Source organism: Mycobacterium shottsii (assembly GCF_010728525.1).
GTDB classification, from domain to species: domain Bacteria; phylum Actinomycetota; class Actinomycetes; order Mycobacteriales; family Mycobacteriaceae; genus Mycobacterium; species Mycobacterium marinum.
Window position 1 is genome coordinate 1,351,582 of sequence record NZ_AP022572.1, and the last position, 12,287, is coordinate 1,363,868.

The window sequence follows — 12,287 nt, forward strand, 5'->3', positions numbered from 1 at the left end:
CCAGGGTTGGCAAGGGTGGCCCAGCTAGCCTAAGTCCGTCTCGCCGGTCTGTCGGGCGTTTGGCGCCGAGCGGCCACTAGAGATACAGACTCTGCAGATCCTGGGCGATCTCGGCCGCGGCTTCCATCACCGCGATGAACTCGATCATGCCGCCCAGCGCGCCCAGCCCGAACGTGGCGGCCAGCGGCAGTTCGATCGCGGCCCGGAGATCACCCTGCGCCAGCTGGCTCAGGAACAGGGTGAGGTTGTAGGCGGGCAGGCTGGTGACGAATCCCAGACCGATGTCCGCGGTCGGCAGCAGAACCGAGTAGCCGGTCGAGACGACAGAGGCAAGCGTGTTGGCGATGTTGATCGGCGTGGCCGGCGGCGGCGCGGGCGGCAGCACCGACTGCACGTACGGCGGGAATTCCAGCGGAGCGATCTGGGGTGTGGTGCTCAGCGCGGTCGGCAGGGCGGCGCCAAAGTCGTTGATGCCCTGGTGTGTTCCGGCGACCAGCGCATCGGCGACAACCTGCAGGGAGACGTCCGGGACCAGGCCGAATGGGGTGGGCACGTTTGCCGGGCTCGTTGAGTAGCCGTAGTTCGGTTCGCCGTAGCCGAGGTTGACCAGCACCTTCAAGTCGGGCTGGACCAGGGCGGCCAGCGGCTCTCCGATCACGGGGATCGCGCGCACCGGGTCCAGTAGCGGCAGATTTTCGGTGCGGATCATGTGATAGGTGCCCGTCGTCGGACCTTCGGTCGGCAGCAGCGTGGCCGAGGCGATCTGTTCGGGAGTGAGGTCCGGGTAGGTTCGGTGCACCGTGAGAATGCCGAACACGGCATTGACGTCGGACAGGAGGGTCTGCTGCACAGATAGGTGACAGCGGTTAGGCCGCCTGTTCGGCGGTCTGGGTCATGATGGTCTCGAATTCGATGGGCGTCAATCGGCTGAGTGCTGTCTGACGGCGACGACGATGGTAGGTGCGTTCGATCCAGGTGATGATCGCGATCCTCAGCTGTTCGCGGGTGTCCCAGGTTCGGCGGTTCAGGACGTTTTTCTGCAGCAGCGAGAAGAAGGACTCCATGGCGGCGTTGTCGCCGGCCGAGCCCACTTGGCCCATCGAGCCAAGCATGCGGTGACGAAACAGGCTCTGCTGCAACTTCCTTGACCGAAATTGACTACCGCTGTCGCTGTGCAGCACACAGCCGGCCACCTTCGCGGCGCGGCGAGCAACCGCGGAATCGATTGCGGCAACAGCGATGGAGGATTCCATCCGCTCAGCCATCGAATAGCCGACGATGCGGTTGGACCACACGTCCTTGATCGCGCACAGGTAGAGCTTGCCTTCCCGGGTCGGGTGCTCGGTGATGTCGGACAGCCACAGCTGGTTGGGGCCCGCGGCGGTGAAGTCCCGGCGCACGAGATCGTCATGCGCCGGAGCCCCCACTTTGGCCTTCTTCCCGCGTTTCTTCTTGCCGAAGACGCTGAACCAGCCGTTGGCGCTGCAGATCCGCCACACCGTGCGCTCCGCTACACAGAACCCGGCGGCCTTGGCTTCATCGGCCAGAAACCGGTAGCCGAATTCCGGGTCGTCGCGGTGGGCGTCGAACAGGGCGTTGGCCAGATGCGCCCGGTTCCACTCGGTGTCGGTCACGGGTTGGTCGAGCCAGCGGTAGTAGGGCGCGCGAGCGATGTTGAGGACCCGGCACGTCACCGTGACGGGGATACCGTCGGCGGCCAACTCACGGACGAACGGGTAGATCATTTTCCCGGAAGATGCGCCTGCGAGAGATAGGCCGCCGCCCGACGCAGCACTTCATTTTCATGCTCTAGCAAACGAATTCGCTTACGCGCTTCCCTCAGTTCGGCTGATTCGCTGGTGGTCGTCCCGGCCCGCTTACCGTCGTCGACATCGGCCTTCTTCAGCCACCCGTACAGCGTCGTGTAGTGGATCCCGAAATCCGAGGCAATCTGCTCCAACGGAACCTCGGGATCACGGTTGCGGGCGACCCGGACAACGTCGTCGCGGAACTCCTGAGGGTACGGCTTAGACACAGTGACATCCTTCCAGCCCAGCCCCGCAGGACTAGACACATCAGATGTCACCTATTCATGCAGCAGACCCGGACGTTGAGCGGGTAGCGCGGGAAGTCGGCGAAGCCGTCGTACTCGAGGGTGTAGGTCGTCGTGTAGTAGGGATTGTCCGGCGTCGCCCCGTAGAACGGCAGACCCAGGCTCGCGACATTGAGACCGGGGATACGCGCCAGGATGCCCCCGTTCGGATTCATCTCGTTGCCGGTCAGGATGAAATTGATCTGGCTGGGGTCGGGGGCATTCGGGCCCAGGGAGATGAAATGCTGCATCTCCAGCGAGGCGATGACCGCGCTTTGGGAATAGCCGAAAACCGTCACATGGTTTCCGGCATTGATTTCGTTCCAGATCGAGATGTCGAGGATTTTCAGGCCCTCTTGTACCGACGTCTGGAAGGGCAGGCTCTTGACGCCGGTGATCGGGTACAGCTGTTCGGCGGTGAACAGCGCCTTGGCGATCGCGCCGGGCGCAATGTGCTGAATGTAGAGCGTGTTGACGGCGTCGAGGTAGCTGGTCGAAGGAATTGGCGTTCCGGTTCCGCCCATGGCGATCGCGACGTAGTCGTTGAACACGGCCGGCACAGTCGGCGGCGAATTCGGCGAATAAAGTCCAGCGGTCGCTTCTTCTAGCAGGGCGGCGTTGTTGATTTCTTCGGCATTGATGTAGTAATTCGCAACCGTGGCCAGCCGCCGGGCGATCTGCGCGTGAAACGCGGCCAGTTGTGTGCTGATCCCCTGATATTTGGCGCCGAACGTGCCCAACAGTTGCGCGATGGCGGTCGACACTTCGTCGGCTGCCGCCGACAGGATCGCGGTGGTGGGGCCCGCCGCAGCGGCGGTGGCGTCACTCAGGGCCGAACCGATACCCGCCAGCTCAGTAGCCGCCGCCGCTATTGCCGGCGGTTGCGCAACTACGTACGACAACGCGCTGTCCCTCCTGGCAAGCGGGGACGGTTACTCACCCGCAATGCCGGTACCCGTTGAGCGTAAAGCGATTCCACGCTCGCGTTCGGGCTTTTGGAGCAATCAGCGCCGACCCGTGGTGCGTCAGCCGAGCAACGCGCTGCGCAGCTGGTGCCGGTCGGCTTCGGTGATGCCGGAGTCGGCCAGATAGCCATCCAGTGAGCCGAAAGTCTCGTCGATTGTCTGCCATGCCGCGGCCAGGTATTCGGGGCGGACGCCGAGGACGCCATCGGATAACCGGGCCTTGGTGAAGGTCACTACCTCGGGCGTCAGTTCGACGTCGGTGCGCTCTCGGATCATTTCCGAGATCCGGTCACGCAGCTGCGGCACCGCGTCGTTGCTGCGCAGGTAATCCGCCAGGATCACGTCGCGGTCCACGCCGACGGCTTCGAGCACCGTGGCGACCACAAAGCCGGTGCGGTCTTTGCCGGCAAAGCAGTGCGTGAGCACCGGGCGCCCCGCGGCCAGCAGCGTGAACACGCGGTGTACCGCGCGCTGGGCCCCGGTGCGCATCGGGAATTGCCGGTATTCGTCGGCCATGTAGCGGGCGGCGACCTGATCGATCGCCTCGCTGGATTCACCCGCGTCGCCGTCGGTCAGGAGTCGTTTGAACGCCGTCTCTTGGGGCGCGTTTTCGTCGGTGCCGGCTTGGTCGTCGGCGAGATCGGGAAACGGCAACAGGTGGACGTCGACCCCGGCCGGCACCTGCCCCGGACCGCGCCGGGCGACCTCGCGCGACGAGCGCAAGTCGGCGACGTCGGTGATCTTGAATCGGCGTAGGGCGGCACGGCCCTGATCGTCAAGACCGCTCAGCTCGCTGGACCGGAACAGCCGTCCCGGGCGCAGCACCGCCGTGCTGTCGGCAACGTCGCGAAAATTCCAGGCGCCCGGAAGTTCGGGACCGGTCTCAGCCATGGGAGGTGACCGCCGCCGCGAACGCGGATTTTTCCCGTCCGAGTTCGGCACGTGCGATGGATCGCATGTGCACCTCGTCGGGGCCGTCGAAAATTCGCATCGCGCGATGCCAGCTGTACAGCCGGGCCAGCGGGGTGTCGTTGCTGATGCCCGCGGCGCCGTGCACCTGGATGGCGCGGTCGATGACGTCGCAGGCCACCTGAGGGGCCACCGCCTTGATCATCGCCACAAGATGGCGGGCCTCCTTGTTGCCGTGCCGGTCGATCGTCCACGCCGCCTTCTCGCACAGCAGTCTGGCCTGGTCGATCTCGTTGCGGGATTTGGCGATCGCCTGCTGCACCACGCCCTGCTCGGCCAGCGGCCGGCCGAATGCCACCCGGTTGCGGGCGCGGTCCACCATGAGCGCCAACGCGCGTTCGGCCCCGCCCAGCGCTCGCATGCAGTGGTGGATGCGCCCTGGTCCCAGGCGCGCCTGCGCGATCGCGAACCCGGTTCCCTCTTCGCCGAGCAAATTGGTGGCCGGCACCCGGACGTTGTCGTATTCCACCTCGCAGTGGCCGTGCTGATCCTGCCAGCCGAACACCGGCGTCGACCGGGCGATCGTCACCCCCGGGGTATCCGTCGGGACCAGGATCATCGACTGTTGCTGATGGGCGGCCGCGTCGGGGTTGGTGCGGCCCATCACGATGAGGATCTTGCAGCGGGGATCGGCGGCACCCGACGTCCACCACTTGCGGCCGTTGATGATGTAGTCGGCGCCGTCACGCGAGATGGTGGTCTTGATGTTGCGGGCATCACTGCTGGCCACCGCCGGCTCGGTCATGGAGAAGGCGCTGCGGATCTCGCCGTGCAGCAACGGGTCCAGCCACTGCCTGCGCTGCTCGTCGGTGCCGAACATGTGCAGGATCTCCATGTTTCCGGTGTCCGGCGCCGCGCAATTGAGTGCCTCTGGCGCGATCTCGAGACTCCACCCGGTCAGCTCGGCCAGCGGCGCGTATTCCAGGTTGGTCAGGCCGGACTCGGCCGGGAGAAACAGGTTCCACAGGCCGCGCGCCTTGGCGTTGGCCTTGAGTTCCTCGACGACGGGCGGGACGGTGTGATCGTGCGGACCGGCGTCTTCGCGGTACTTGTCGTAATCCGCCTCGGCCGGAAATACGTATTCCGTCATGAAGTCGGACAACCGCTGGTGGTAATCGATGGCCTTGGCCGACATCGCGAAGTCCATTCCGCCACCATAGGACACGTGTCACGGCGCTGATTCTTAGGTCGTCAACGCGACACTTAAACGTCTGCCAAGACACCCCGTTGGGTATCGCAATGGTTTAAGTCTGGGCGGGGCTGTCGGCGGGTCCTGCCAGGGTCTGGTCATGGACGCCAGGGCTGCCAGGGACGAAGACGTGTTCGTGGGCAGCGAGGCGGTGCGGCGGGGGAGGCTGAGCCCGTATCGGCTGCGAACCGAATTCCGCGCCATCTACCCCGACGTCTACCTGCCCGCCCACGCCGCACCGTCGTTTCGAACGCGCTGCAAGGCGGCGTGGCTATGGACGGGCCGGCGGGGCGTGCTGGCCGGGCTTGCGGCCGCCGGGTTGCATGGCTCGGACTGGATCGGCGACGACGAGCCGGTCGAGTTGATCTGGCGCAACCCCCATCCCCCGGCCGGGGTGATCACGCGCAATCTGCGAATCGAGCCCGACGAGGTGACGCGTGTTGCCGGGCTGGCGGTGACCACGCTGGCGCGGACGGCCTTTGACCTGGGGCGGCAGCTACCCGGCGACGAGTCGGTGGCGCGGCTGGACGCGTTGATGCGGGCGACGGCGTTCTCCGGAGAGGATGTGCTGCTGCTCGCCAAGCGGTACTCGGGAGCGCGCGGGCTGCGGCGGCTGCGCGCCACGCTTCCGCTGGTCGACGCGGGCGCCGCCTCGCCCCGGGAAACCTGGCTGCGGATGGTCCTGATCGATGCGGGCCTGCCCGTTCCCGTCACCCAAATACCGGTGCACCAGAACTGGCGTCTGGTCGCAGTGCTCGACATGGGCTGGCAGACATACCAAGTGGCTGCCGAGTATGACGGTGACCAGCATCGCTTCGACCGCCGGCAGTATGCCCGCGACCAGTGGCGGCTGCGCAAGCTCGACGAGTTGGGCTGGATCGTCATCCGGGTGATCGCCGGGGACGCACCCGAAGACGTCGTCCGTCGGGTCCGCCAAGCCCTGGCCCGGCGGGGCCATCGCGAGACATAAGCGGTTGCGACTTGCTGCGGCGTGTTCGCGCAACCGCTTCAGTGTCGTGTCGGTCGAGGCGCACGATGAACCCCATGACTGAGAGCCGGCCGCCATTTCCGCCGTTCACCTTCGAAACCGCTACCCAGAAGGTCCAAGCCGCCGAGGACGCGTGGAATACCCGCGACCCGCAGCGGGTCAGCCTGGCCTACACGGTGGACTCGCGGTGGCGAAACCGCGACGAGTACGTCGTCGGCAGGGAACAGATCGTCGCCTTCTTGACCCGCAAGTGGCAGCGCGAACTCGACTACTCGCTGCGAAAGAGCCTGTGGAGCTTCGGTGAGGACCGCATTGCGGTGCGGTTCCAGTACGAGTCGCGTGATGCCACGGGACAGTGGTACCGCAGTTACGGAAACGAACTGTGGGAATTCACCCCCTCGGGGCTGATGGCCCGCCGCGAGGCGAGCATCAACGATGTGGCGATCACCGAATCGCAGCGACGCTTCTTCGGCCCGCGACCGGCCGCTGAGCACGGCCAAGAGATCCCGATGTGGTGAGTGGCCAGCCGGTGTGACGTGGCGGAAAACACAACGCCATCTTGTGGCGCCACAACACCTCGACCGGTACCGAAGGCCGGGTGAACGGCGCACCATCAAGCGTTGAGTTGATGCTTCGCGATCAGCTCCCCGTGGACAGCGCAAATCGGTGTTTCGGCTGGCACACGTTAAGGTAGCCAAGCGCGCAGCCGAGCAAAACGGCAGATGAATCGCGCCGGAGAGTTAGAGGAAGTAGACGCGCCATGACAGATCCGCAGACGACGGTGGGCGTGGTGGCCGAGTCCACGCCCGACGAGCGCCGCGTCGCGCTGGTACCCAAGGCGGTCGGCTCGCTGGTGAACAGCGGGGTGGCCGTGGTGGTGGAATCCGGCGCCGGTGAGCGAGCGCTGCTGCCCGACGATCTCTACACCGAAGCCGGCGCCACCATCGGCGATGCGTGGGCCGCCGACGTAGTCGTCAAGGTCGCACCGCCGAGCGCCGACGAGGTCGGCAAGCTGCGCAACGGGCAGACCCTGATCGGCTTTCTGGCCCCCCGCAATGCCGACAACTCGATCGGTGCGTTGAAGCAAGCCGGTGTCCAGGCCTTTGCGCTGGAAGCTATCCCGCGTATCTCGCGTGCCCAGGTGATGGACGCGTTGTCATCGCAGGCCAACGTGGCCGGCTACAAGGCCGTGCTGCTGGCGGCTTCGGAATCGACCCGGTTCTTCCCGATGCTGACCACCGCGGCGGGCACGGTGAAGCCGGCCACCGTCCTGGTGCTCGGCGTCGGGGTGGCCGGTCTGCAGGCGCTGGCCACGGCCAAGCGGCTGGGCGCCCGGACCACCGGGTACGACGTGCGTCCCGAGGTGGCAGACCAGGTGCGCTCGGTGGGTGCGCAGTGGCTCAACATCGGTATCGATGCCGCCGGTGAGGGCGGGTACGCCCGCGAACTCACCGACGAGGAACGTGCCCAGCAGCAGAAGGCGCTGGAGGCGGCGATCAGCTGTTTCGACGTGGTGATCACCACGGCGCTGGTTCCCGGCCGCCCCGCGCCGCGGTTGGTGACCGCCGCCGCCGTCGAGGCGATGAAGCCCGGCAGCGTGGTGGTGGACCTGGCCGGCGAGACCGGAGGCAACTGCGAACTCACCGAGCCCGGGCGGGTCGTGGTCAAGCACGATGTCACGATCGCCTCGCCGCTCAATCTGCCGGCGACGATGCCCGAGCACGCCAGTGAGCTCTACAGCAAGAACATCACCGCGCTGCTGGATCTGTTGCTCACCGACGGCAAACTGGCCCCGGACTTCGACGACGAAGTCATCGCGGACTCCTGCGTGACCCGCGGCGACGACTGAGAGGACTGCTCAACGATGTACGACGAGCTATTCGCCAACCTGGCGATCCTGGTGCTATCCGGGTTCGTCGGGTTCGCGGTCATCTCCAAGGTGCCCAACACCTTGCACACCCCGCTGATGTCGGGGACCAACGCCATCCACGGCATCGTCGTGCTCGGCGCGCTGGTGGTGTTCGGCGAGGTCGAGCATCCGTCGCTGGCGGTACAGATCATCCTGTTCGTCGCCGTGGTGTTCGGCACGCTCAACGTCATTGGCGGTTTCATCGTCACCGACCGCATGCTGGGCATGTTCAAGGGCAAGAAGAAAGTCGCGGCCGTCAAGGCCGAAAAGGCAGAAGGGTCCGCCGCCAAATGAACTACTTGGTGATCGGCCTCTATATCCTGGCGTTCTCGCTGTTCATCTACGGCTTGATGGGCCTGACCGGGCCGAAGACCGCGGTGCGCGGCAACCTGATCGCCGCGGTGGGCATGGCTATTGCGGTGGCCGCCACGCTGGTCAAGATCAGGCACACCGATCAGTGGGTGCTGATCATCGCGGGCCTGGTCGTGGGTGTCGCACTGGGTGTGCCGCCGGCCCGGTTGACCAAGATGACCGCGATGCCGCAGCTGGTCGCGTTCTTCAACGGCGTCGGCGGTGGCACCGTCGCGCTGATCGCGCTGTCGGAGTTCATCGAGACCAAGGGATTCTCGGCGTTCCAGCACGGCGAGTCGCCGACCGTGCACATCGTGGTGGCCTCGTTGTTTGCGGCGATCATCGGGTCGATCTCGTTCTGGGGCTCGATCATCGCGTTCGGCAAGCTGCAGGAGCTCATCTCCGGCGCGCCGATCGGCTTCGGTAAGGCCCAGCAGCCGGTCAACCTGCTGCTGCTGGTCGGGGCCGTGGTGGCCGCGGTGGTGATCGGTCTGGATGCGCATCCGGGCAGTGGCGGGGTGTCGCTGTGGTGGATGATCGGCCTGCTGGCCGCCGCCGGCGTGCTGGGTCTGATGGTGGTGCTGCCGATCGGCGGTGCCGACATGCCGGTGGTCATCTCGCTACTCAACGCCATGACCGGGCTGTCCGCCGCAGCGGCGGGTCTGGCGCTGAACAACACCGCGATGATCGTCGCCGGCATGATCGTGGGCGCCTCGGGTTCGATCCTGACCAACCTGATGGCCAAGGCGATGAACCGCTACATCCCCGCGATCGTCGCGGGTGGCTTCGGTGGCGGGGGCGTGTCCCCCAGTGCTGACGGCGGCGGTGACAAGCACGTCAAGGCCACCTCGGCCGCCGATGCGGCGATTCAGATGGCCTACGCCAACCAGGTGATCGTGGTGCCCGGCTACGGTCTGGCCGTCGCGCAGGCGCAGCACGCGGTCAAGGACATGGCCTCGCTGCTCGAGGACAAGGGTGTGGCGGTGAAGTACGCCATCCACCCGGTCGCCGGCCGGATGCCCGGGCACATGAACGTGCTGCTGGCCGAGGCCGAGGTCGACTACGACGCCATGAAGGACATGGACGACATCAACGACGAGTTCGCCCGCACTGATGTGGCGATCGTCATCGGCGCCAACGACGTGACCAACCCGGCGGCGCGCAACGACGCGTCCAGCCCGATTTACGGGATGCCGATTCTCAACGTCGACAAGGCCAAGTCGGTGATCGTGCTGAAGCGTTCGATGAACTCCGGGTTCGCCGGGATCGACAACCCGCTGTTTTACGGCGAGGGAACCACGATGCTGTTCGGTGACGCGAAGAAGTCGGTCACGGAGGTCGCCGAAGAACTCGAGGCGCCTAGACGGGCGGGTAGGCCGGTGGCGGGTAGCCGTTGCCGTCGGTTACCCCGCGTAAGCCCCACGTCAGGTAGTTGAAGAAGAACTCGATCTCGTCGCTAGCGTCGTAGTCAGGACTCGGATCCATTACTCCACCTCTCGACTCGCGACTTCGTCCGCTAGCGAGTCTAGCCCCAACCGCGCCGGTGCAACAGGCGGTGCAGCCGTTGCATAGACTGTCCAACCAGTTGATTGGTAAATGCCTGATTCTGTGGCCCGCCCGGCCCGGCCAGGCAGTGACGATAGCGAGGGCAAATGCCGTCCGAAACTGGACTTTCACGTCGTGAGGAGTTGCTGGCAGTAGCGACTAAGTTGTTTGCTGCCAGGGGCTATCACGGCACTCGGATGGACGACGTCGCCGACGTGATCGGGCTGAACAAGGCGACGGTTTACCACTATTACGCCAGCAAGTCGCTGATCCTGTTCGACATCTACCGCCAGGCCGCCGAAGGCACCCTGGGCGCGTTGCACGCAGAGCCGTCGTGGACGGCTCGCGAGGCGCTCTATCAATACACCGTCCGGTTGCTCACCGGAATCGCCGACAACCCCGAGCGCGCCGCGGTGTACTTCCAGGAGCAGCCCTATATCGCCGAGTGGTTTACCCCCGAACAGGTTGCCGAGGTCCGCGAAAAGGAAGCCCAGGTTCACGAGCATGTGCATGGCCTGATCGACCGCGGGATCGCCAGCGGGGAGTTCTACGAGTGCGATTCGCACGTGGTGGCGCTGGGCTATATCGGGATGACGCTGGGTAGTTACCGCTGGTTGCGGCCACACGGTCGGCGTACGGCCAGAGAGATCGCGGCCGAGTTCAGCACCGCTTTGCTGCGCGGGCTCATACGCGATGAATCCATTCGCAACCAGTCGCCGCTGGGGTCCTGAAACCGGCAGGTTCCTAGCCGGGGTTGATCGCCGGAAGCCTTTGCAGCACCGGCCCGATGGCATTGGTGACCAACGAAATGTCGGTGACGCCCGGTTGGCCCAGGAAGAAATTCAGATCCGTGTCCAGGGACGGCAGATACGGATAGGCATTCGGTAGCGCCGATGCCGGCAGCAGGCCAAGATCCACCGCCAAGGCGGTGGATCCGTGCACGGCCCCGATGACCAGATCGGTGCCGATCACAAAGGGGTTGGGTATCGGGAACAGCGTGGCCGGGGTGGGGACGTTCGCGTAATCCTGGCCGGATCCCCAATCCGAATAGCCCAGGTCCACCAGCACCCGCAGGTCGGGCTGGATGAAGTCGGCTATCGGGTTGCCGATGAAGGGGATGGCGCGAACCGGTTCGAGCAGCGGCAGGTTCTTCGTCATGAACATGTAGTAGGTGGTGTTGCCGGTGTAGTCGGGTGAGGTTGGCAGCTGGACGGCGTTACTGACGTCGAGATTCGGATACAGCTCGTGTTGGCCGAGGCTCATCAAGGTGTTGAGGTCGGACAGGATGTTGAGCGGGTATCGAGGGAAATCACTGGTGGGGTCGTATTGGGTGGCGTAGATGGTGGTCGGGTAAGGGGTGTCCGGCGGGGTCGGCGAGGTAAACGTCAAGTCCACGAAGGGGATATGCATTCCGGGGAAGCGGGTGAAGATCCCTCCGTTGGGGGTGGCTGGATTGCCGGCCAGCACGAAGGACAGGTCACTGGGGTCGGGTCGCATGCCGACGGGCAGGGCCATCAGGCGCTGCATTTCCTGGGTGGCCACCACCGCGCTTTGTGAGAATCCGAAATTGATGACGTGCTGGCCCCCGTTGATCTGCACGCTGAGTGCGTTGTTCAGATCGATGACGCCTTCGGCGACCGACTGATTGAGCGTCAGGCCCGAGGTGAGCGGCCAGAACTGTGCGGGATAAGACAGGCCCACCGAGGTCGCGCCGGGGAAGAAGGGCTGGATGAATGCGTTGTTGATGGTCGTCACGTACAAGGGGAACGGTTGCGGGTCGAAGGTTCCGCCCATGATCAACGCGAATTCGGGGGTCAGCGACGGCTCGTTTGGTTGTGGATTCGGTCCGGTGGCGATGTTGGAGCCGATATAGGTGTAAGCCGGGTCCCACAGCTGTATGAACGGCTCGCTGAATTCGCCCACCGCGTTCGTCAGTGCCTCGGCGTTGTCGACCTCCGCCTGGGCGTATATGCCCCCGGCATTGGCCAGCAGTTCGGTGAATTCGTCGTGAAACGCACTGGCCTGGGTCAGGACCGCCTGGGCCGACAGCCCGTAGCCGCCGAATAACTTCGAGACGACGGTGGACACTTCGTCGGCAGCCGCCGCCAAAAGGTTGGTCGTCGGGCCGGCGGCGGCCGAGCTGGCGTCGGTGAGCGCCGATCCGATGCCGCCGATGTCCGCGGCCGCCGTGCTCAAGAATTCAGGGATGGTTCGCACATACGACATATCGCCGCCTTCCCCGCACTCCGGGCGCTTCACCGTCGTTCAGAGACGACACT

Annotated in this window: 11 protein-coding genes and 2 pseudogenes; 6 read left to right on the plus strand and 7 right to left on the minus strand. The window is 65.2% G+C overall.

All coding sequences use genetic code 11. From position 1 onward, the window contains the following. Window positions 1-76: 76 nt before the first annotated feature. The 5 genes and pseudogenes from G6N41_RS06370 to G6N41_RS06390 all read right to left on the minus strand — a co-directional run. Window positions 77-835: pseudogene (locus G6N41_RS06370) on the minus strand (PE-PPE domain-containing protein); the annotation flags it as partial. Between the two features lie 31 nt (window positions 836-866). After that, window positions 867-2,035 (minus strand): IS3 family transposase gene (locus tag G6N41_RS06375; RefSeq protein ID WP_198967747.1). Its coding sequence is split into 2 segments (ribosomal slippage): window positions 867-1,748 and window positions 1,751-2,035, totalling 1,167 coding nucleotides; the frame shifts between segments, so codons are not numbered across the junction. 47 nt (window positions 2,036-2,082) lie between these two features. Next, entirely contained in the window at window positions 2,083-2,994 is a 912-nt protein-coding gene (locus G6N41_RS29715) for a PE-PPE domain-containing protein (RefSeq protein ID WP_269469271.1), read from the minus strand. 123 nt (window positions 2,995-3,117) lie between these two features. After that, entirely contained in the window at window positions 3,118-3,948 is an 831-nt protein-coding gene (locus G6N41_RS06385; RefSeq protein ID WP_198966913.1) for a tyrosine-protein phosphatase, read from the minus strand. Next, on the minus strand, window positions 3,941-5,161 hold the full coding sequence (locus G6N41_RS06390) for an acyl-CoA dehydrogenase family protein (protein WP_198967748.1): 1,221 nt from the start codon (window positions 5,159-5,161) through the stop codon (window positions 3,941-3,943). The genes G6N41_RS06385 and G6N41_RS06390 overlap by 8 nt, the downstream gene beginning before the upstream one ends. Before the next feature lie 154 nt (window positions 5,162-5,315). Here G6N41_RS06390 and G6N41_RS06395 point away from each other — a divergent pair, with 154 nt between their 5' ends. The 5 genes and pseudogenes from G6N41_RS06395 to G6N41_RS06415 form a co-directional block, all read left to right on the plus strand. Then, on the plus strand, window positions 5,316-6,185 hold the full coding sequence (locus G6N41_RS06395; protein WP_198966914.1) for a hypothetical protein: 870 nt from the start codon (window positions 5,316-5,318) through the stop codon (window positions 6,183-6,185). Between the two features lie 74 nt (window positions 6,186-6,259). Beyond that, window positions 6,260-6,721: a nuclear transport factor 2 family protein gene (locus G6N41_RS06400; RefSeq protein WP_020731442.1), complete on the plus strand. Its 462-nt coding sequence runs from the start codon at window positions 6,260-6,262 to the stop codon at window positions 6,719-6,721. Between the two features lie 242 nt (window positions 6,722-6,963). Further along, a complete protein-coding gene (locus G6N41_RS06405; protein ID WP_198966915.1) occupies window positions 6,964-8,052 on the plus strand; it encodes a Re/Si-specific NAD(P)(+) transhydrogenase subunit alpha in 1,089 nt (362 codons plus the stop codon). A 15-nt stretch (window positions 8,053-8,067) separates the two neighbouring features. Next, window positions 8,068-8,406 carry an NAD(P) transhydrogenase subunit alpha gene (locus tag G6N41_RS06410; protein ID WP_198966916.1) on the plus strand — a complete coding sequence of 113 codons (339 nt, stop codon included), beginning with the start codon at window positions 8,068-8,070 and terminating at the stop codon, window positions 8,404-8,406. Next, window positions 8,403-9,821 (plus strand): annotated as a pseudogene (locus G6N41_RS06415) (NAD(P)(+) transhydrogenase (Re/Si-specific) subunit beta); the annotation flags it as partial. The gene G6N41_RS06410 and the pseudogene G6N41_RS06415, both read left to right, overlap by 4 nt. A gap of 1 nt (window position 9,822) precedes the next feature. On the opposite strand, the gene G6N41_RS06420 reads toward G6N41_RS06415, so the two are convergent. Then, window positions 9,823-9,948 (minus strand): hypothetical protein, encoded by a 126-nt coding sequence (locus G6N41_RS06420; protein WP_012392360.1) that lies wholly within the window; start codon window positions 9,946-9,948, stop codon window positions 9,823-9,825. Window positions 9,949-10,115: 167 nt separating this feature from the next. Here G6N41_RS06420 and G6N41_RS06425 point away from each other — a divergent pair, with 167 nt between their 5' ends. Continuing rightward, a complete protein-coding gene (locus tag G6N41_RS06425; RefSeq protein WP_011742251.1) occupies window positions 10,116-10,739 on the plus strand; it encodes a TetR/AcrR family transcriptional regulator in 624 nt (207 codons plus the stop codon). Window positions 10,740-10,752: 13 nt separating this feature from the next. Here the strand turns inward: G6N41_RS06425 and G6N41_RS06430 are convergent, their stop codons facing one another. Further along, a complete protein-coding gene (locus G6N41_RS06430; RefSeq protein ID WP_020731444.1) occupies window positions 10,753-12,234 on the minus strand; it encodes a PE-PPE domain-containing protein in 1,482 nt (493 codons plus the stop codon). Window positions 12,235-12,287: the final 53 nt, after the last annotated feature.